Here is a 20,105-nt window from a genome sequence, read left to right as displayed (position 1 = left end):
CTCAAGGATGTTCTCACTTTTACTATCTGCGCTTTTCTTCGGAGTTACCGCTGGTTTGGTTGGAGCGGCCACCAGCCTCCTCATCGAGAATATCGCGTGCCTTAACCCGATCTTGCTTCTTCCCGCCGGGGTGGTGGCGGCGGGTGCGTGGCTGATGATCAGCCGCCGTTGGAGTATTAGTGTAGCTTCAGCGATAACTACTGGAGGGCCGCTGCCAGTAGTGCCCACTCTTATCGATGCGACCATGCAACTCCTTCTTGTTGGTCTCGGTGCGTCATTGGGTCGCGAACAGGCGCCTCGGCAGGTAGCAGCCGCGCTGAGCTCACGTATGGACAGGGTCGTCATCGCTGGCGCCGCTGGAGGTGGTTTGGCAGCAGTCTACAATGTGCCACTAGCTGGAGCACTCTACGCGTTTTTGTTGCTCCCTATAACCCGAACCGTGCGGAATTTTCTGGTATGCGCTCTGATGGCTGGCGTAGCCACCCTAACCTCGTGGCTAGTTCTTGATGTAGGAACCATCTATTCAGTTACCGAATCTCCAATCAGCACCGAAGACCTGGGAGCATATCTTTTCACCGCACTGATGGCTATGACGCTGGGATTGTTATTGCGTGAATTAGGCTCGAGGTCACTCCGTGCCACCAGCTCCATCACGCTCCTGAGCATCCCACTAGCTTGCGCAACTGTGTGGATAACAGCAACCTATATTCCCCCGGTAACCGGTAACGGGCAGCTCATTGTGGAACAAGCCTTACTCGGTCTCGACCCCACATATGCTCTGATATTAATTATCGCCAAACTTGCACTAACGCTAGCAATGCTATCGTCGGGCGCTCGGGGCGGAGTGCTCACTCCCGCTTTAGCCTTGGGCGCTGCCGGGGGCGCTATGACCGCCTCATTGTGGAATACCAGCCCTGTGGCTTTGGCCCTATTCGGCGCTTTCTGCGCCTTGGCAATAAGCCAGCAGAGCTGGATTTTCGCGGCTATTTTTGTACTGGAACTAAGTCGACCTTCACTAGCACTCTCCGCAGTGATAACACTCAGTGCCCTTACTGTAGTGACAGTAGGAACCTTCGCTAAGAAGCGATATGCCCGACCTCCGAGATCAGCCACTCCCCCGGATCGGAGCAGCTAATGGCGGACAGCTAGACGAGATTCTGGCGTTCGCGTCCTGCAGCGAAACGATCCAGCGCTCCGGTAGCAGCAAGGGCCTTGACCAGATAGAAGGACAGAACGCCCGCGAGAATGGCACCCGAAACGGACATGGACGCCAAATAAATGAGGTTGAACTCGAAGGTCTTGGCAAGGTTTCCGGATAGGAAAAGTTCTAGAATAAAGGCTCCAACTGCCGCACCAATACCCGATAGTGCAGCTACCCCTAGGCCGAATCGCTTATACACAAAAGCGGCAAAGATGAGTTCTGCTCCGATGCCTTGGGCGAGACCCGAATAGACGGTCTCGATTCCCCACTGGTTACCTAGGCCGGCAGATACACAGGCAGCCAGTACCTCAACGAAAATCGCAGCGCCTGGCTTACGAATGATCAACCCACCGAGGACACCACCCATCAACCAGATACCCACGGAAATTCCGCCGAAACCAGGGGTCAGTGCGTTGGCAGCCTCGTACCAGGCATAACCGATGGAATTCCAGACCCAGAAGATGAGTCCAGTTGCGACACCTAGAACGGCCGCGATGACAATATCAATAACACGCCAATTAAGCATGGTTAGTCTCTCTTTCTCCCTAACGCTGGCATTACACACAGATCAGGTTCAATCGGTTTGATCTCAGCACCTCTTCCTCCGTTTGGCGGCGGAAAAGAGCACCCGGGATACGCTCATTATTATGGCGTACAGCTAGTGATACTAACGGATAAAACCGATGAAGACTACTCATCAGAAGTGGCCAACCTTATCTCTACCCCCACCCGCCCGCGCAGTTAGATTCGCTATAGTAACCACGTAAGTACCACAAATCCCATATATATAAGGACAATTTTATGGCTGGCGGACTCGCTGCACTTCTCGACGATATCGCACTCATCGCAAAAACTGCCGCCTCGAGTGTGGATGATATTGCTGCCTCGGCAGCCAAGACCTCCGCCAAGGCGGCAGGTCTTGTCATCGACGACACCGCTGTTACTCCGCGCTTCGTGGAGGGTGTCAGCCCTGCCAGGGAGCTTCCCATAATCTGGCGAATCACCAAGGGGTCGCTATTTAACAAACTCATTGTTATTTTACCGATCGCCCTGATCTTGAATACCTTAGCGCCATGGCTCCTCGTACCCATTCTAATGCTCGGTGGTTTTTATCTTTGCTTTGAGGGAGCAGAGAAATTTCTAGAGATGATCAGTGGTCATGAGCATCATCAAGAAAAGGCCGCACTCAAGGATGAAAAGGCTCTTGTTCGCGGTGCAATTACCACAGATCTCATCCTTTCAGCGGAAATTATGGTCATTAGTTTGAATGAGGTCGCAGATCAACCTCTCTGGAAAGAAGCAGCCATTCTCGTAGTCGTAGCGCTTGCTGTTACCGTCGGCGTCTACGGGTCGGTGAGCCTCCTTGTGAAGATGGATGATCTCGGCCTTAGCCTCATGACTAGGGATTCTCTTTTTGCCCAACGCACTGGCCGGGCGCTAGTCGCGGGGATGCCCAAGGTACTCGACATCATTTCTGTCGTGGGCCTGTTCGCCATGCTGTGGGTTGGAGGACATATCCTGCTTGCGGGCTTTTCTGACCTAGGATGGTCAGCTCCAATTGATTTTGTCCACCACTTAAGCCATCAAGCCTTGGCATGGGGTGGGTTTGTATCATGGTTGACCGATACATTCTTTTCCTTGGTTGTCGGTCTCGTAGCAGGCACGCTGATCGTCGGAATTTTTAAGGCTTCCAAGAGAGTCATCAACCCTCCCAAGGACTCCGCAAATCCGCGCTTATCTGGAAATTAGTGAATTCTCAAAGACGAGCGTAGGCTAGCCTATATTTGAAATAGTCCTGTCGGAAGGTTTATCTATGTCTGCAGTCGGATGGCGTCGCGCCATTATCGCTGGAACCACCGCTTCCAGCCTCCTTTTCACTCTGCCCGTAGCCCAGGCAGTTCAGGCAGTTCCCAGCGAAAGCACAGTGGAAAGCCCAAGCGATAGTAATGAAACCCCCGAGGCAAGCCTCCCCCGCGTGCTCGCTGACGGTCCAGTTGTCCGCGTGTTTTGGGACGCTATCCCAGGGGCCAAAGGCTATACCGCGACTATCGTTCTACCTTCGAAATCTGGCGAAGTTGTTTCCCCCAAGCACGGTGTATTCACTCAGACTGTGTTTACGGAAGTTCCTGCCGGCACGTACAGGGTGAAGGTTGAGCCCTTGACCAATAACCCGGGCGCCGATACCCCGATTTTCTCCGAGGAGTTTACGGTTTCGCACGACATCACGGTGCCCCAGAAGCCCAATGAGCCGCAGATTGAACTCCTCAAGGGCTCCAAAGCGCGTGTCTGGTGGTCACGGACTTCCAATGGCGGCGCTCGAGTGGAACACAGCATGGTCACACTGATCCCGAACGATGGCTCTCAAGTGATCACCGCCAAAGCTGACGGCGAGCTTAACGAAATTGAAATCGGTGGCCTGAAACTTAATACCACATATACAGCCTCAGTGGCGGTCCATAACGAAATTGGCGACTCTGAGCCGGCCAAATCCAGCGATAGCATCACTGTCACAGCTGACCCAGGTGATATATCCCTTAACCTCAACCCCCCACTGATTGATCCCACCAAAGAGAACACCTTTGTTTTAAGCGGCAGTGGTCTAACCGGCGGCGCTGTGGAAAAAGGCTTCTATGTGGTGGTGTGGAATACCAAGCAGTGGGAGCCAGGATATCGCCCCTGGCTGACCGAGGATGACACTCAACTCAGTTATAAGATGTCAGCCAGTGATATCACGAATGGGACGTTCACCAAACAGATCACAATTCCTGCCGATACTTTCGATATCTCCAAGGGCGACCGTTATATTGTCGGCATTACTGCGGAGAATTTCCGTAATGATCGGCGACTTGACCGAGCCATTGAGATCATTTTCACCCCCCTACCCGTCACCAACGTCACCGCGGAAGCCTCGGATGCTTCAGTTTCTGTCTCATGGGCTCCTGCTAGGGATCACCGCGTTAGAGAATACGTAGTCAAACTCTTTAACGCCGAGACCAATGAATTGGTCAAGAGCATCTCGCGGGGTAAAAATATTACGTCGACCTCTTTTGAAGGCCTCAAGGCCGGTCGCTATTACGCCAAGGTAGTCAGCAATATTCAGAGCGATTCTTCTGGCCAAGCGATTTACTCGCCTGAAGCTCGATCGACAGAAGTAGAGATTGCCAGCTCTAAGGTTAAAACAGTTCCTAGTGCGGTGCAGAGCGTCATCCTCGGTGACGGGAGAGCAGCTGGATCTTTAAAGATCAGCTGGATCGATGGGCCCCGTGAAGCTGGACAGGCCAAGATTACTGGATACCGTATCATCTTCACCGATGGAACTAAGACAGTCACCAAGACTGCTGAGCCATTAGATTCCTTGCTCGAATTCAATGGTTTCACCCAGGGCACCTGGACCGCAACAATCATTGCCGAAAGTGCTGCTGGTGATTCCGCCGCCAGTGCTGTCTCTAATTCTCACCAGATCACTGAGAAGGCCATCGAATTCACTCCTGAATTCCTGCTTTCTAATAATCGCATCAATGCCACCCGTGACACTACGATCAGGCTTAACGGCAGTGGCTATTTTGAGACGGACTCGGTCGATGTTGAGGTGCTTGACCTCGAGGGCACTACCTCGCTGCTAAAAGTCACAGCTCCAGTGTCTGGTGGCGAGTTGAACTATGAGTTGCGCATATCGGCTGGCACCCTAGAACCAGGAAAGAAATACCGCGTACGCACCCAAAAGGGCGATAAGTACCGTGCAACGCAGCTATTGAGCACCGAAGGAACCGAGGTAGCCAATCCACAGATTAGTTTCGATCAGCGGCCGCTTGATCCGACCATGGACAATGTAGTGCGCGTAAATGGCTCTGGATTCTATGGCGACGGCACCGCTAAAGGCGTCTACGTCACAATCCAGCCCCAAAACGCATGGCGTCCAGGCACTCCCGCTCACCGCAAGGGCGAAATTACAGCGCAACATATTTCTGTCGATCAATTGCGCGATGGACGTTTCACCGTTGATCTCATCATTCCAAAGGGTGTTCTAACCTCAAGCGATGCTCCGTATATGGTCAACACCTTCGCAGCCCATGCGCTTTCCCAGACTGACCGTAGCCTGGATTCCAGCACCCCACTTCCCGTCGATTTCGGCTCTGCTGCAACCCCGGATCCAGAAGTTTCGCCTACCCCCACACCGAAGCCCGATCCTCAACCGGCTCCGGAACCTACCCCAGACGACAACTCCGAAGGGTCGAGCCCAGGGATTATTGCGGCTAGTGTCATCGGATCGTTGACTGCATTGGCAGCAATCATTGGTGCTGTGATCAATTTCTTCCCTCAGATCATTCAGACTGTCAAAGGTTTCCTACGGCTGCCCTAACATATCCGACCTGTTCCTATAAAGCGCGTCGCCAAGCGCGACGCGCTTTATCTTTCGTCCCTTAAGGAAGTATCCTCCATGCGATTTTCTCGAGCACTGGCATCAGTTGTTGTCTCTTTCTCCCTGCTCAGCACCGGAATTGCTCACACCCAAGAAGTGTCCGCCTCGAAGCCCATCATCAATCAGGGCGATGCCATTAAACTCCAGGAGGGACCCTCCACATTCACCTGCACGGTTGGCTTCGTTGATAGAGAGAATCGGCGCATCTGGACTGCAGGTCACTGCGCCAGAGATAACTCTTTCGTTTTCACGTCAACTGGAACCGAAATTGGCGTGATAAAACATCCCTACGACGTGGATCCAACGATCGATCCGCGGGTGTCCGAACTCGAACGAAGAAAATTAACTGCCGACTACTTCTTCCACGATATTGCCTATATTGATCTCTCCGATAAGGTGACTCCAGGAAGCAATAAATTCTCTGGTGATCGCTATTACCAACCGAGCGTGGGCGACGACATTTGTCGATTTGGAGCCACGACTTTCGACCATGTTTTCTGCAGCAAAGTGCTACATATTGACGATCACTTAGCCTACGCTGCCGATCTTGGTACCAAAGGCGGCGACTCGGGTGGTCCAGCGTGGGTACCAGGGAAAGGCTATGTAGGCCAAGCAGTAGGTGCTTTTAACTTAGTGAGTGCCAGTGGCGCTCCCGCAGTGATGTCGATTATTCACCGCGCCGACTTTAATCAACAGATTCCGCAGCGCACCAAGGCTGAGGGTTTCGATCATTACTTCCCCTCGGCGGATAACCTGCTGCTCCAAAAAGCGACGTTGAAGGAGGTAATGGGAAACCACTTCGGGAGCGATCTTCCTAGTGCGGCGGAATACAACCGCATCCTGCGCGACAACGAGCTCAAGCTCAATAGGGCGAAAAGAGATCTCGATCTAGCTCAAGAGCGCTTCAATAATGCTGTGAATGATCGCAATCAAGCGCAGCAGAAACTCAATGAGGCTAAGGCGGACCTGGAGAAGCTGCGCCAGGAGTTCGACGGCAAAAACACCCAAGATCTTTCCCAGTTGCAAAAGAAATACGACAAGCTCCAAAAAGATTCCACAATTGGAATAGTGGTCGCTATTATCTCCGCTGTCATTGGATTATTTGCAGCGGTGGCTAGCTGGTTTGCTCCGCACGCCGGCATCCGGATCTAAACTCTTCACCCCAGTCTTAGTACTGGGGTTTTCTTATAGCAGTCTAAATCCTCTTTCCTCAGCGATCTTAAAATACTGGTTGCGCTGCGGTTTGTAGGTGCTAGAAATGTGCGTAATATGCTCAAAGAAAGTCGTCGTCACTCTCGGGCCCGACCGCTGCGCATAGTACTGCTCGACCAGCTCGTTGAAAGCACTGAGATGTTCTCCATAGTCTTCCGCTAGCGTATAAGCATCGTGGAACACCCTTAGTTGCGGACCTAGCTTGGGTTTTTTAACCTCGCGGTGATCATATGGGCCCCACGCCAATCCCACAACGGGCATGGTTCGAGGGGGAAGCTGACATATCTCGATAATTTTGCGGGGATCGTTGAGAATACTACCGAGGAAGACGCTGCCCATATCAAGCGATTCAATAGCGATCGCTGCGGTTTGCGCCATCAGTAAAGCATCGGTCATAGCTTGGAGGAAAATACCGACATCGAGGCGCTCCTGGGGGATTTTTACATCGAAACTTTCGGCAATCTCACGATTGCGGCAATCATCTGCAATAAAAATCCACAGCTCCGGTGACTGAGCAATAAAAGCTTGACCGGACATAGCAGCAATTTCACTCTTCTACTCTTGTGAGGAGATACGGATCATACAGGCGCGCATACCAAAGTTGCTCGACGCGGTATTACTCATTGCGGAGAGGATAATATCAATGTCTTTGTCCTCAACTGGCTCGTTACGAAAGGCGCGCACACTTGATCGATTGTGTAGTAGCTCAGTGAACATTGGTCTCCTTAATTGTGATCTTTCGTCTTTTACAATATGCCATTCCACTATCTTGTTAGCTTTGAAGAGTTTGATTGTCTGCAGAGCTGGTGGAATGTGATGAGGTCGCTTTTAGCCATTCGCGAACCATGAGGGGCGCCTGGAGGGCACTAATCCTTGGGTAGCCAGATGGACTGCGCAAGGGTAAAAGTCTGTGTCCGGTCTGGATCTCACCATATATTTTGCGGATTTCTCTGAGATCGGGTCAGTGATCGTATTGTTCTGCAATTCCCATAACTTTTTTCATGAGCTGGCACCTCCAGGAAAGACACCGGCTGCCTCCACGACTATTAGGTTGCGAAGTGAAGATACCGAGGTATTAAAGTGCACCCCGTTATGGCCGCGGGCACTCCCCGGCAATAGCTCTTCATTCGGGCATACTCGAAGCAGGAGGTCTTGTTTTCACCCTGAGGTTTTAACTCAAAGGCTCTCATACTAGGGGTTTCACACTAGAGACCGTTTCTCCGACTCCGGAAATTGCCTGCACACCTGTTCACACTGGCAGCATACGGTTGGCACCCGCGCGTATCGCTTTCCGGGATCAGCGAGCTGCCGCAATGCGCGGGGCGTTCGACATAGAAATATGAGGTTGTGCGAAAATTCTGATGTGATTGTGCTTCCCTCTTCGTTGTGCCCCCTTAAAGAAGACTTGGTGGAGGTAAGGGAAAATTCGTGCCATTGCACACACGGCTTGGAGGCACGTATAGGTACCCTTGAGTAAGGGGGCAGAGCTTGTGTAAGTACTTTTTCCAGAATCGGCGGCACTCTTGATGGAACTACGCTTCATTCGAGGCGTATTAGATCTGCTTGCGTAGGCTTGGGCACTCGTGGGGCTACCTATAAATCGGTGGGTTAGGAGATAATTTTCCACCCCCACTCAAAAAAGTAATATATATCACAATTTTACAGTGTTGGTTGTTTTAGCCTCGTTATTCCACTAAGCCCGTCTACTTTTCCAAGCCACATAGCCGAAAGGGGGAAATTTACAGCTCAACACATATTTAAGCAGTACGGATCAACTCAATAAAGGTTGGGAAATCTTAGCTAACTCTTAAAGTGAGCCCTCTCACAGAGACCGCATCTTATATGGATTAGCAGCTCCACTCGGGCACAAAGCAAAGCCAGGGGCTCTACCCCCGGCTTAGCTGATTTAAGCTGTGCTAGCCTGAGGATGTTCAGCTATCACACCCGCCAAGGTCGATTGGACATCACTAGAGGACAAGTAGCATCAGCAGAAGTTCAGACCCTTTTCGCAGACCTGTCCGCGACTTATCTTTCATTTCCCGCTATACCGCCAAGTAATAGCGCGGGCTTTAAGTCGCTACCAGCATTGCTAAAAGATCCTGACTACTCCTGACACTACCGCTTTTATAGTGGATAATCAAATTTTTGTTTGTTTTAACCATTGGAAGAGACCAACGTTTTCTTAGCTAGGTCTCAGCTTAAGGTCTATATCTGCCTTGAGCTGGCAGTCCACCCGTGTTTTCCGATCGACAAAACCCAGCCGATAGCCCCGAACGACGATCATCGTTGCATAAATGTCATCCACTCTTATCGGAGGTTGTTTTGTTCTCTACTACACGCCGCAAGGCTCTTATTATCGCCACTGCTTCTCTCGCAGCAAGCCTTGGCTTAACTGCTTGCTCCGAAGGCGGAGCAGGCGGCGAGGATGCAGTTCAGGTGCAGGGTCTTAACGAAACCACAGGGGAGCTCAAAGGCGAGGGCGCCTCTTCACAGGACAATGCCATGCGTGTGTGGGCTCCACTCTTTGAGGCCACCGGTTCCGCTCTCTCCTACAACCCGACGGGGTCCGGCGCAGGTCAAAAACAGTTCTTGGCTAGCGTGGTGGCTTTCGCCGGCTCTGATTCGCCACTCCAAGACAATAAAAAAGGCATCAACCAAATTGAAGAAGCTCGCACCCGTTGCGGTGGCAACGACGCCTGGCACCTGCCTATGGCCATCGGGCCGGTAGCCATTGCCTACAACCTTCCAGGAGTCGATATAACACTTTCGCCTACCTTAGTTGCAGAAATCTTCGATGGAGCCATAACCAAGTGGAACGACCCTAAAATTGCTGCACTTAACCCAGACGTCGCCCTTCCTGACACCGGTATTACGGTCGTCTTCCGCGCCGACGAGTCTGGTACCTCCGACAACTTCATGAAATTCTTAAGCGCCACCGCGGATGCTGCATGGCCTCACGAGCCTTCTAAGCAATTCCCGCAAGGAGTTGGCCAAGGTGCCAATAAGTCCTCGGGTGTAACTGATGAGGTTTCGGCTGTCGAAGGTGCCATCACCTATGTGGAATCAGGCTACGCAAAATCCAAAAACTTGGGAGTGGCGAAGATGGACTTCGGCTCCGGAGCAGTAGAACTCAACAAGGACACTGTCGGTAAGGCACTCGACTCCGTGGAGTTCAAGGGTGACGGCCACGATATGGTTGTCGATGCGAAGACCCTCTTCGCTATGAACGAACCTGGCGCCTATCCGCTGGTGCTCACCACCTACGAGATCGTCTGCTCCACATACCCCGACGATCAATCACACGATCGCGACCTTGTAAAGAACTTCCTCACTGTCGTGCTTGACCAAGGTCAGGGCCAAGCGCTGGAAGACGCGGGCTATATCCCGGTTCAGGGAGAATTCAAGACCAAGCTCGCAGCTGCCGTAGAGGCTATCCAATAGCTGTTCCCCCAGACTGAATTCCCGGTGCGGACTATCGTGTCCGCACCGGGCAGATCAGTTCATATCAAGGAAAGCACCTATGCCCCTTTCGACTTCTACTCAAGAAAAATCCATCTCGATGAAAACTTCGGCTGCGCAGATCGCTCCCCCACAGCAGGATCCTGCCGAGCCAGCCCCAAGATCTTCAGTCATCCGACCTGGCGACCGCGTATTTCAGATCCTCTCCAACGGTTCCTCGATATTGGTCTCGTTGACTATTTTTGCCATCGGAATTTTTCTCATGCTGCGGGCTGTTCCATCCTTAGCCCGTAATGAGGAAAATTTCTTCTTATTCAATCAGCGTTGGGATCTCAGTGATGTCAGCGCTATGCACTTTGGGATCCCCAATCTCTTCCTCGTCACCGTCATGGTGTCCCTCGTGGCACTCTTGCTCGCCATGCCTGTGGCGCTGGGAATTGCAATATTCCTCACGTCCTACGCCCCTAAGCGTCTAGTGCGCCCCTTAGGGTTCCTGGTAGATCTTTTGGCAGCAGTACCGTCCATTGTGTACGGTCTGTGGGGTTTTATGGCTCTCGGGCCAGCTCTAGGATCCTTCTACGAAAGTCTTAGTACCCGCCTCAGCTTCATACCATTATTTGCCGTCTATCCCAACTCGCCCTCCTTTGATACCGGACGCAATATTTTCACCGGCGGCATCGTCCTGGCGATTATGATTTTGCCTGTGATCGCAGCGACAACCCGAGAGGTTTTCGTACAAACGCCGCGAGGGAATATTGAGGCAGCCTTGGCTTTAGGCGCAACCCGCTGGGAAACTGTGCGGCTAGCAGTGTTCCCCTTCGGCAAATCGGGCTTTATATCAGGCTCCATGCTCGGCCTTGGGCGAGCGCTGGGTGAAACTATGGCGCTCTATATGGTGATGTCTCCGTCAGCAGATTTCAATGGCTCACTTTTCGATGGTGGAGCTACCTTCGCCACCTTAATTGCCAATGCTGCACCTGAGTTCAACGATAATCTCAAAGCGGGCGCCTATATGTCAGCAGGGCTCGTGCTGTTCGTCCTCACCTTCGTGGTCAACACCGCCGCCCGTATGGCTGCCAAGAAGAAGTACTAAGGAGTGCTGAGAATACTATGACTACCTCAACTTCCACCCCATCGGTGGTTTTTACAGAAATCAAAGGCAGCCGTAAATTCGCAGATAAGGTTGCCACGACGGTGATATACACCAGTATGGTTCTCGCACTTATACCGCTGATGTGGGTTTTATTCGAACTCATCGTGCGCGGTACCCCAAGTCTGCTGAGCACCCAATGGTGGACTCGCTCCCAAATGGGCGTAACCCTTGGCTCAGCTTCTGGCGGCGTAGCCCACGCCATCATAGGCACGATAGTCCAGGCTCTCGTGACCGCAATTATGACGGTACCGCTTGGAATTTTTGTGGCTATATACCTCGTGGAATACGCTGGGAATTCGCGACTGGGCAAGATGACAACTTTTATGGTGGACATTCTTTCTGGTGTGCCATCAATTATTGCTTCCCTGTTTATCTACTCCATGTGGGTCGTGATGTTTGGCATGAACCGTTCGGGATTTGCCGTATCGCTGGCTTTAGTTCTCCTCATGCTGCCCATCGTGATTCGCAATACCGAGGAAATGCTGCGAGTAGTACCTAATGAGTTGCGTGAAGCGTCTTATGCTCTCGGAGTTCCTAAATGGAAAACTATTGTAAAGATCGTTCTCCCAACTGCATTGTCTGGAATTGTTACGGGCGTCATGCTTGCTATAGCTCGCGTCATGGGCGAATCAGCTCCCATGCTCATCCTGGTTGCGGCGTCCCGCATCATTAAATACAACCCCTTTGGTTCTTCTCAATCCTCTCTCCCGCTCTATATTTTGGGCGAATATGGAGCTGGTAACACGGGAGCGTCGGTACAAAATATGTGGGGCGCCGCTCTCACCCTGGTTCTCATCATTGCCACGATCAATATCGTTGCACGCATTATAGCTAGCCGCTTTTCTGTCAAGGCTTAGCCACACACTATATTTCTCAAGGAAGGTTGTCTCTCTATGGCTAAGCGCCTAGATCTCAAAGATGTTGACATTTTTTACGGTGACTTTCACGCTGTCCAAAATGTTAATCTCCATGTTCCCCCGCAGTCAGTTACCGCTTTTATCGGCCCTTCCGGCTGTGGTAAGTCAACAGTACTGCGCTCGTTGAACCGGATGCATGAAGTCATCCCTGGCGCCTACGTAACGGGCGAAGTGCTTCTTGACGGCGAGAATATATACGCCCCTCAGGTCGATCCCGTCTCAGTCCGAAATACTATTGGTATGGTTTTCCAGCGACCGAATCCATTTCCCACTATGTCAATCGAAGACAATGTGGTCGCAGGACTGCGGCTATCAGGGGTTAAGAACAAGGCACGCTTGAAGGAAGTAGCCGAAAAATCACTCAGAGGTGCCAACCTATGGGACGAAGTCAAAGATCGCCTGGATAAGCCTGGCTCTGGACTTTCGGGTGGGCAACAACAGCGCCTGTGTATCGCGCGCGCCATAGCTGTCGAACCCGAGGTGCTGCTCATGGATGAGCCATGCTCCGCCCTCGACCCTATATCGACCCTGGCAGTTGAGGATCTCATTCATGAGCTTAAAGAGCAGTTTACAATCGTGATCGTCACCCACAATATGCAGCAGGCAGCACGCGTCTCGGACCAAACCGCTTTCTTCTCTCTCGAAGCAACGGGAAAGCCTGGACGTTTAGTAGAAGTTGGCGAAACTAAGCAACTCTTTGAAAAACCAACGCAAAAAGAAACCGAAGATTATATCACCGGACGCTTCGGTTAAAACGAATAAATAAATGCTCTCATTCTTATGACGGAATGAGAGCATTTAACTTTCTACAAATATCCTCTAACTAGTCATCAAATGTACTAGCAATATTACGGAAGCGTGCCTGCAATACCCTTTCTTTCTCATCAAGATCACGCATATCCAAATACTCCTCAAGCTTGTATCCGGTCGCCATATAAACCATTCGTGCACCCACCGATACACAGTGATCTCCGAAGCGCTCGTAGTACCGACTCAGTTGAGTCATATTTACTATCTGCCTGTGTCCGAGCTCTCGATCACCGCTGGAGATAATTCGATTTATACTCTCGTAGATATCATCAATAGCTTGATCGTCACGCCCCATCTGCACGGCTCGATCTGCATCACGTGAAACGAGAACTTCGTGCGTGGACTGGGTCATTTCATCGCACAACCGCCCTATCTCCTCGAAATAGGGCGCCATAGTCTCATCGATGGCCGCTTGAGGCTGAGCTCTTAGCGCGATCCCTGCAATATGGCTACTCAGTGCACCCATGCGAGCCAAGTCTTGGCAGATATAAATGCCCGAGACCACCTGGCGTAGATCTCGGGCCACCGGCGCTTCCCTCGCAAGTAGTTCGAAGGAAGTATTCTCACAAGAGATTCTCAGTTGCTCAAGATCCACTGCGGATCTCTTCACATCTTGAGCCTTCTCTAGATCGTTGTGAATAAGTGCTTGTGTAGCTGCGCGAATCATATGATTAATCTGATCGCACATGAGAATCATATCATGGGATAAATTGCGAATTTTCTCTCTGTAAACAGTACGCATAAGCCCTAAGTCTACGTGATGCTTTCCCTAGATGCACGGGTAATTTAGCCCAAAAATTTAGAGATTATGGCGAGAGATAAAATCGATAATATCGGCCGTGACTTCGTCGCGATTAATTTCATTAAGGATCTCGTGGCGTGCCTCAGGGTACAGTTTCAATTCGACATCATTGAGGCCTACGTGCTGGTAACGTGCGGCAACAGCTTGCGGACCTAGGGCCTGAGAGCCGGCGACCGGATCGTGATCTCCGCTAATGACGAGGATAGGCAGCGTTTTTTTGATAGCCTGTACCCGCTCGACCTCAGATGCGACCGCTAGGTGTTCGATCCCCTTGGGGGGAGGCGCTGACCAACCGTTCGCCGGGTCCGCCACATAGGCATCAACCTCGGCGGGATCTCGTGACAGCCACTCAAAACCGGTGCGGTGCTCGAAGGGTGCGTTGAAGGCCGCAAGATCCGCCTCTCCACCGGAAGTAAGGGCGGAGACGATCCCGGCAGCATCAGTTGTACCGCTTAATATCACTGCGTCCGCTAACTCAGAATGGTCGAGGAGGAATTGCTGGGTAGCAAAAGAACCCATGGAATGCCCGAAGATAATCAGCGGAAGTCCGGGGTGAGACTGCTTGATAAACGTAGTCAATCGAAAGACATCGTCGACCCATCCAGACCAGCCGTCCGGTCCAAAGTCACCGTATTCTCCGGCGGCGCTTTTACCTGAACCGCGAGCATCAGCCGCATAGACCGCATAACCCTCAGAAGTGAGGGCTCGAGCGAATCGCTCGTAGCGCCCTGCATGCTCGGCAAGACCATGCTGTATCTGCACAATCGCCTTTGGGGCCACTTCGGGAAGCCATATGTACCCAAATAATGACAGACCGTCACGCGTGGGGAGTGTGAATGTTGTATTTTCCATATCACTATTCTATCAGGTGTCTGGTTACCACCCCCCGAAGGGGTATAGCCCTGGATGGATTGTCGCCTATAATTAGTTCATGCACATCTCTGAATTTGGCCAACATCTCACCCGACTATCCCTGGGTGGATTTATGGCTTTCGCCGGCGTCGCGCACCTCACGTTTGCACGCGAAGAATTTCAAGCTCTGGTTCCACCGTGGGTACCTTTTCCAGCAGATCCCGTAGTTGTTGGGTCCGGGATTATTGAGATCGGTTTTGGCGCTCTGCTCATTGCTTTACCACGGTACCGGCGCCCCATAACCGCCGCGCTCATAGTCTTTTTAATCGCGGTCTTTACTGGCAATCTTTCTCAATACACCGGCAGTATCGATGCTTTCGGACTCGACACCGATGCCAAACGGCTTGCTCGCCTGTTCTTCCAGCCCATATTTGTTCTCGCGGCTCTCTACGCCGGTAACTGGTTTGGCAGGAGAGATCGCGTTTAAGTTGTGCACAAGCCCCCCTATCCGTCAACGATATAAGTCTTGGCCTTCTGCCGGTTATCAAAGGGGCCAAGCGGGAGCTCAGATTCGCCGAAGCTACGGACCACTATGCGGCGAGGTTACCTAAAGGGGCTATGCCTCAACCTGGTTAAATATAATAAGCTCGGCTTAGACCCCGAAGCAGTAGAATCCTGACCCGTCTAGTGCGGTGACAATTATCAGTCTAAACAAGGCCTCAGAGCGGTCGTGTACGCATCTCTCAGCATCCGACAGTGAGGTGACCACTGGTCTAGTGCACCGCAGATCGACCTTCTTTTACGTGGGTCAGAGCTGGCCGAAGCAGTAACATTCCCCTCAGTCCGCACGGCAATGAGAAGCGCAATGCGGCTATGCTGAAAAGCCGAAAAGCTTGGCACATATGGTCTAGCCTCTGCAAATCTTCGACGACACCGCATTGTAAACCGCGCGGCCGAGGGATTCCGGCGCGACCTCCGGTTCTCTATTAGGAGGGGAGGTCGGTAGCTGTAAGTTCAACAGCACTATCCCATAATTTACGGGATAGATAGGGATCTGAGGCCAGGGCGGCCCGTCCGATTAGGGTGGGGTTACCTCGCAGTGCCCCGAAACCGTCTGGGCCAACATAGCTCCCCGAGGGTATATCTGCGACGGCTGCCCATAAGACCGATTGCGCCCCATCAGCCGCAGATTGGGCGACAAGGCTTGTAACCGCAGTAATCGCGGCGTTAACAGGAGCCGAGAAAGCATTTTGCAGATTGGTCATTGCCCACCCAGGGTGAGCTACAGTTATATCAACGGGGCCCAATCGGCGAGAAAGCTCCAAACCCCAAAGCATATCCGCCAATTTCGATCGGCTATAGGCGGCTAAAGGCCACCACCCGTTGGTAAATTGCAGATCACCTAAATCGAGCCGAGCTTTTTGATGGGCTTCCGAGCCCACGATGACAACCCGGCGTTTAACGTGCCCAGCGATGAGGTTGGTAAACGCGAAGGGGCCGAGAAAATTCGTCCCCATCATCATTTCAAAACCGTCGACAGTCTCTTCTCTTTTGGGAGTAACCACACCAGCGCAGTTGATTAGCACGTCAATAGGCTCATCCACAGAGGCAGCAGCCGCTCGGATACTTTCGAGATCAGCTAAATCAAGATTTATGAGGCGGATGGCATCAAGCTCTCTCTGTGCCGCCAGGCCGCGACCACGATCCCGGGCGGTGATAATTAAACGCGCTCCGGCTTTGCGTGCCGCCCGTGCCACTTCTTGTCCCACTCCATTTGTGGCGCCGGTGACCAGCCAGGTACTGCCGGTTTGATCGGGTAGTTCAATTGGTTGAACACGATTTTTCATAGTGGTTCCTTAAGCTAGGTTTATGACCAACGGTACCCGTCATTGCCCTTCTCCGTGGCAGCATAGGTTCGAACCACTCTGTGAAATCATACTAAAAAGCCGGAAGCGGAGGTCTGAGGACTCTGACCGCAGCTAGCACTGAAGACTTAAAATAACGCGTCATTCCTCCGCACTGGGATCTATTGGCGGAGGCTACCGCTTGTCTACGAGGAACCGCGTTGATAGTACACCACTCACCCATCCACGAACCCGTTAGGAGAACACAAACACCGGGACAGTCAATTACTCAGCTTAAAAACCATAGACTGTTGATGTCATTAAACGGCGCTTCCTAACGCCTGGAGCAGGCAGGTGCGCTATGCCGGCTAGACATTATCCCCACGGATGAGCTGCTGGCACCATAATATGCACTAATTGTTATAAAAGGTCTCAAGCCTGGGTGTTTCTAGGAGTGGCGAAACTCCACGACGTCACCATCAGCCATGATGTATTCTTTGCCCTCGATGCGAACCTTCCCCCGAGCACGTGCTTCAACCATAGACCCCGCTGCATCGAGGTCATCGAAGGAAACGACCTCGGCTTTAATAAAGCCACGCTCGAAGTCGGAGTGAATGACACCGGCAGCCTTGGGAGCTGTGTCCCCCCTATGGATGGTCCACGCACGCGATTCCTTGGGGCCCGCAGTAAGATAAGTTTGCAGCCCAAGGGTGGCGAAACCTGCCTTGGCTAAAGAGTGTAAGCCCGGCTCGGTCTGCCCAACGGACTCGAGTAGCTCTAAAGCTTCATCGTCATCGAGTTCAAGCAGGTCGGTTTCTGTTTTAGCATCCAAGAAAACACAATCTGCTGGGGCTACCATGGCTCGTAGTTCTTCTTTGCGCTTATCATTGCTCAGAACGTCCTCATCGGAGTTGAAGACGTAGAGAAACGGCTTTGCCGTCATGAGATGCAGATCACGGACCAAAGCTAGATCAACCTCGCCGGCTTTAGAGGCACTAAACAGGGTACGCCCATCTTCGAGGATGCTTTGCGCGGTTTTGGTAGCTGCCACATGGTCGGCCAAATCTTTATTTTTCTTGGCTTCTTTTTCCAGGCGTGGCAAGGCCTTTTCGATAGTCTGCAGGTCCGCCAAGATGAGTTCAGTATTAATAACGTCAATATCCGAAGACGGGTCGACCTTGCCGTCGACATGGATGACGTTATCATCGGCAAAAGCGCGCACAACCTGGCAGATAGCGTCGGCTTCGCGGATATTGGCTAAGAATGCATTCCCCATTCCTTCGCCTTCAGAAGCTCCCTTGACAATGCCAGCAATGTCAACAAAGGAAACGGTAGCGGGCAAGATGCGCTCGGATCCGAAAATTTCGGCGAGGCGCTTCAGACGCTCATCTGGCAATTCAACCAATCCGATATTGGGCTCGATAGTTGCAAAGGGATAATTCGCAGCCAGAACATCGTTGCGGGTCAGGGCATTAAATAGCGTCGACTTACCCACGTTGGGCAGTCCTACAATTCCTAAAGTTAAGCTCACGATTGCTAATGGTATCACCTGAGAAAAATAACCCCATACCACACCCCCATATCCCACTATATGGGATAGTAATTCCTATTTTCTAAAATCGCTGCGCTAGAGTTTCTTTCTACCGATAGAAAACCTTTCTGCAAGGACTGTTTTCTTGATTATTAAAAAAGGTATGCACCCTTAGGGCTGTTCAAAAAGCGCGAGGGACACTTCTTTTTTGCTTCACAGTCGTTGCCGCCACCAGCGGTAATGATCACTACCACAGAAAGGCGTTCTTCTCATGGCAACAGAAGTAGATACCAGCCAAAGGAGGGAGACCTTCTCCACACGCTGGGTGTTCATCCTGGCTGCGATTGGCTCAGCCGTTGGACTGGGTAATATTTGGCGGTTTCCCTACGTAGCATTCGAAAATGGCGGTGGGGCATTCCTTGTCCCCTATATCATCGCGCTACTTACCGCGGGTATTCCCCTCCTTTTCCTCGACTATGCCCTCGGCCACCGCTACCGCGGCTCCGCACCTCTGGTGTTCAGGCGCATCAAAAAGTGGAGCGAGCCAATCGGATGGATCCAAGTAGGAATTTGCTTTTTCATCACGATTTATTATGCCGCCATTATCGCGTGGGCCGGCCTCTACACGGTGAAGTCCTTCAACCGCGTCTGGGGAGATGATCCGAATACCTATTTCTTCGAGTCATTCCTTCGCATGGATGCCTCTGCGACATTCTCCTTCGACTATGTCGGAGAAATCGTCATCGCACTCGCCTTCGTATGGATCGCCGCCATTATTGTGCTTGCCATGGGAGTCGATTCAGGAATCGGCCGCATCTCTAAGATCTTCATGCCACTACTCACGGTCCTTTTCATCGTTGTGGTCGTGCGGGCTCTCTTCTTAGACGGGGCTTCTAACGGCCTCAACACCTTCTTCACTCCTCAGTGGGAAGCCCTTGGAGACGCCAGCGTGTGGATCGCCGCCTATGGGCAGATCTTCTTCTCTCTCTCGGTTTCCTTCGGCATTATGCTCACGTACTCCTCCTACCTCAAGCCTCGTACCAATCTAACGGGTACCGGCTTGGTTACAGCCTTTGCCAACTCTTCATTCGAAGTGCTTGCCGGCATCGGAGTATTTGCTGCATTGGGATTTATGGCTGTGCAGCAAGGTGTTTCCGTTGAAGATACGGCCTCGGGTGGTATCGGCTTGGCCTTCATTGCCTTCCCCACCATTATCAATGAGATGCCTTTGGGTGGTCTGTTTGGGGTACTTTTCTTCGGATCTCTAACCATCGCTGGATTCACTTCCCTCTTCTCTCTTTTCGAGGTTGTTGTTTCTGCAGTCAAAGATAAGCTCAATATGCCACGTAAGCGTGCCGCTCTCAGCGTTGGCATCGTCATGGCCACGTTGTCGGTGCTGCTTTTCTCCACCACCGGTGGCTTAATCCACCTCGACATTATGGATAAATTCACCAATAATATTGGCATCGTCCTCATCGCGCTGATTATCATCGTGTGCTACGACTGGATCCTGCGGCGAATCGACGAAGTTTCAGCACACCTCAATGTGGTTTCATCCTTTAAAGTTGGTGTCCTTTGGCGAATCAGCATCGTAAATCTCACCGCGATTGTTTTGAGCTATACTCTGGCCAAAGAGCTCCTTGATCTCATTAAGGAACCATATGGCGGTTATACGACTATTCAGGTGGCTCTCTACGGCTGGGGCGTTTTAGGTTTCATATTTGTGGCATCAATAGCAATGAGCTTTATCACCTGGCCCAGCAAGCTCCCACTCGACGGCCCTCCAGGCTCAGATTTCGGAATTGCACCAGAACTCAACCGCATTCCGCAGATCCCCAAACAATTCGATCCCCGTGAATCCCGCGTGGCTGGTTTTGCAATCGAACAGTACAAATAGAAAGGAG

General features: G+C 51.8%; 17 protein-coding genes and 1 riboswitch. Of the genes, 10 read left to right on the top strand and 7 right to left on the bottom strand.

Features of this window, described 5'->3' with window-relative positions; genetic code table 11:
- Window positions 1–7 precede the first annotated feature (7 nt).
- Entirely contained in the window at window positions 8–1,135 is a 1,128-nt protein-coding gene (locus tag NXT00_RS04855; RefSeq protein WP_259078148.1) for a chloride channel protein, read from the top strand.
- Between the two features lie 10 nt (window positions 1,136–1,145).
- On the opposite strand, the gene NXT00_RS04850 is transcribed toward NXT00_RS04855, so the two are convergent.
- Entirely contained in the window at window positions 1,146–1,727 is a 582-nt protein-coding gene (locus NXT00_RS04850) for an ECF transporter S component (protein ID WP_259078151.1), read from the bottom strand.
- Window positions 1,727–1,843: riboswitch (TPP riboswitch) on the bottom strand. Its footprint overlaps the gene before it by 1 nt.
- Window positions 1,844–2,002: 159 nt before the next feature.
- On the opposite strand from NXT00_RS04850, the gene NXT00_RS04845 reads away from it, so the two are divergent.
- The 3 genes from NXT00_RS04845 (at window position 2,003) to NXT00_RS04835 (ending at window position 6,773) form a co-directional block, all read left to right on the top strand.
- Entirely contained in the window at window positions 2,003–2,950 is a 948-nt protein-coding gene (locus tag NXT00_RS04845) for a DUF808 domain-containing protein (RefSeq protein ID WP_259078153.1), read from the top strand.
- A gap of 64 nt (window positions 2,951–3,014) precedes the next feature.
- Window positions 3,015–5,561, top strand: a complete 2,547-nt coding sequence (locus NXT00_RS04840) for a fibronectin type III domain-containing protein (RefSeq protein WP_259158301.1) — start codon at window positions 3,015–3,017, stop codon at window positions 5,559–5,561.
- A 78-nt stretch (window positions 5,562–5,639) separates the two neighbouring features.
- Complete coding sequence (locus tag NXT00_RS04835; protein ID WP_259078156.1) at window positions 5,640–6,773, top strand: hypothetical protein; 1,134 nt, start codon at window positions 5,640–5,642, stop codon at window positions 6,771–6,773.
- A gap of 33 nt (window positions 6,774–6,806) precedes the next feature.
- Here NXT00_RS04835 and NXT00_RS04830 read toward each other — a convergent pair whose 3' ends face one another.
- Window positions 6,807–7,370 (bottom strand): hypothetical protein, encoded by a 564-nt coding sequence (locus NXT00_RS04830; RefSeq protein WP_259078159.1) that lies wholly within the window; start codon window positions 7,368–7,370, stop codon window positions 6,807–6,809.
- Window positions 7,371–7,388: 18 nt separating this feature from the next.
- Window positions 7,389–7,550 carry a hypothetical protein gene (locus tag NXT00_RS04825; RefSeq protein ID WP_259158299.1) on the bottom strand — a complete coding sequence of 54 codons (162 nt, stop codon included), beginning with the start codon at window positions 7,548–7,550 and terminating at the stop codon, window positions 7,389–7,391.
- 1,605 nt (window positions 7,551–9,155) lie between these two features.
- Between NXT00_RS04825 and pstS the strand changes: the two genes are divergently transcribed.
- The 4 genes from pstS (at window position 9,156) to pstB (ending at window position 13,115) form a co-directional block, all read left to right on the top strand.
- A complete protein-coding gene (pstS, locus tag NXT00_RS04820) occupies window positions 9,156–10,274 on the top strand; it encodes a phosphate ABC transporter substrate-binding protein PstS (RefSeq protein ID WP_259078164.1) in 1,119 nt (372 codons plus the stop codon).
- 118 nt (window positions 10,275–10,392) lie between these two features.
- On the top strand, window positions 10,393–11,385 hold the full coding sequence (gene pstC / locus NXT00_RS04815; protein WP_259158366.1) for a phosphate ABC transporter permease subunit PstC: 993 nt from the start codon (window positions 10,393–10,395) through the stop codon (window positions 11,383–11,385).
- Between the two features lie 17 nt (window positions 11,386–11,402).
- Window positions 11,403–12,302 (top strand): phosphate ABC transporter permease PstA, encoded by a 900-nt coding sequence (gene pstA / locus NXT00_RS04810; protein ID WP_259078165.1) that lies wholly within the window; start codon window positions 11,403–11,405, stop codon window positions 12,300–12,302.
- A gap of 36 nt (window positions 12,303–12,338) precedes the next feature.
- A complete protein-coding gene (gene pstB / locus NXT00_RS04805) occupies window positions 12,339–13,115 on the top strand; it encodes a phosphate ABC transporter ATP-binding protein PstB (protein ID WP_259078166.1) in 777 nt (258 codons plus the stop codon).
- 70 nt (window positions 13,116–13,185) lie between these two features.
- Here pstB and phoU read toward each other — a convergent pair whose 3' ends face one another.
- Window positions 13,186–13,914 carry a phosphate signaling complex protein PhoU gene (gene phoU / locus NXT00_RS04800; protein WP_259158297.1) on the bottom strand — a complete coding sequence of 243 codons (729 nt, stop codon included), beginning with the start codon at window positions 13,912–13,914 and terminating at the stop codon, window positions 13,186–13,188.
- A gap of 57 nt (window positions 13,915–13,971) precedes the next feature.
- Window positions 13,972–14,826 (bottom strand): alpha/beta hydrolase, encoded by an 855-nt coding sequence (locus NXT00_RS04795; protein ID WP_259158296.1) that lies wholly within the window; start codon window positions 14,824–14,826, stop codon window positions 13,972–13,974.
- A 79-nt stretch (window positions 14,827–14,905) separates the two neighbouring features.
- Between NXT00_RS04795 and NXT00_RS04790 the strand changes: the two genes are divergently transcribed.
- Window positions 14,906–15,313, top strand: a complete 408-nt coding sequence (locus tag NXT00_RS04790; protein ID WP_259158294.1) for a hypothetical protein — start codon at window positions 14,906–14,908, stop codon at window positions 15,311–15,313.
- A gap of 499 nt (window positions 15,314–15,812) precedes the next feature.
- Here NXT00_RS04790 and NXT00_RS04785 read toward each other — a convergent pair whose 3' ends face one another.
- Window positions 15,813–16,673 carry an SDR family NAD(P)-dependent oxidoreductase gene (locus NXT00_RS04785; protein WP_259158291.1) on the bottom strand — a complete coding sequence of 287 codons (861 nt, stop codon included), beginning with the start codon at window positions 16,671–16,673 and terminating at the stop codon, window positions 15,813–15,815.
- A 445-nt stretch (window positions 16,674–17,118) separates the two neighbouring features.
- A complete protein-coding gene (gene ychF / locus NXT00_RS04780) occupies window positions 17,119–18,201 on the bottom strand; it encodes a redox-regulated ATPase YchF (protein ID WP_259078181.1) in 1,083 nt (360 codons plus the stop codon).
- A gap of 271 nt (window positions 18,202–18,472) precedes the next feature.
- Between ychF and NXT00_RS04775 the strand changes: the two genes are divergently transcribed.
- Entirely contained in the window at window positions 18,473–20,098 is a 1,626-nt protein-coding gene (locus NXT00_RS04775; RefSeq protein ID WP_259078183.1) for a sodium-dependent transporter, read from the top strand.
- Window positions 20,099–20,105: the final 7 nt, after the last annotated feature.

It is taken from the genome of Corynebacterium sp. ES2715-CONJ3 (assembly GCF_024814365.1).
Classification (GTDB): Bacteria; Actinomycetota; Actinomycetes; order Mycobacteriales; family Mycobacteriaceae; genus Corynebacterium.
The sequence above is the reverse complement of the archived record's forward strand: the minus strand, read 5'-3'. Positions and strand labels throughout refer to the sequence as shown.

Excerpts from the sequence above, each read along its gene's own strand:
- NXT00_RS04825 (WP_259158299.1), bottom strand. The coding sequence starts at position 7,550 with ATGTTCACTGAGCTACTACACAATCGATCAAGTGTGCGCGCCTTTCGT.
- pstC (WP_259158366.1), top strand. The coding sequence starts at position 10,393 with ATGAAAACTTCGGCTGCGCAGATCGCTCCCCCACAGCAGGATCCTGCC.
- NXT00_RS04835 (WP_259078156.1), top strand. The coding sequence starts at position 5,640 with ATGCGATTTTCTCGAGCACTGGCATCAGTTGTTGTCTCTTTCTCCCTG.
- NXT00_RS04785 (WP_259158291.1), bottom strand. The coding sequence starts at position 16,673 with ATGAAAAATCGTGTTCAACCAATTGAACTACCCGATCAAACCGGCAGT.
- NXT00_RS04775 (WP_259078183.1), top strand. The coding sequence starts at position 18,473 with ATGGCAACAGAAGTAGATACCAGCCAAAGGAGGGAGACCTTCTCCACA.
- NXT00_RS04795 (WP_259158296.1), bottom strand. The coding sequence starts at position 14,826 with ATGGAAAATACAACATTCACACTCCCCACGCGTGACGGTCTGTCATTA.
- NXT00_RS04840 (WP_259158301.1), top strand. The coding sequence starts at position 3,015 with ATGTCTGCAGTCGGATGGCGTCGCGCCATTATCGCTGGAACCACCGCT.
- NXT00_RS04850 (WP_259078151.1), bottom strand. The coding sequence starts at position 1,727 with ATGCTTAATTGGCGTGTTATTGATATTGTCATCGCGGCCGTTCTAGGT.
- pstB (WP_259078166.1), top strand. The coding sequence starts at position 12,339 with ATGGCTAAGCGCCTAGATCTCAAAGATGTTGACATTTTTTACGGTGAC.
- phoU (WP_259158297.1), bottom strand. The coding sequence starts at position 13,914 with ATGCGTACTGTTTACAGAGAGAAAATTCGCAATTTATCCCATGATATG.
- pstA (WP_259078165.1), top strand. The coding sequence starts at position 11,403 with ATGACTACCTCAACTTCCACCCCATCGGTGGTTTTTACAGAAATCAAA.
- NXT00_RS04845 (WP_259078153.1), top strand. The coding sequence starts at position 2,003 with ATGGCTGGCGGACTCGCTGCACTTCTCGACGATATCGCACTCATCGCA.
- NXT00_RS04790 (WP_259158294.1), top strand. The coding sequence starts at position 14,906 with ATGCACATCTCTGAATTTGGCCAACATCTCACCCGACTATCCCTGGGT.
- NXT00_RS04855 (WP_259078148.1), top strand. The coding sequence starts at position 8 with ATGTTCTCACTTTTACTATCTGCGCTTTTCTTCGGAGTTACCGCTGGT.
- NXT00_RS04830 (WP_259078159.1), bottom strand. The coding sequence starts at position 7,370 with ATGTCCGGTCAAGCTTTTATTGCTCAGTCACCGGAGCTGTGGATTTTT.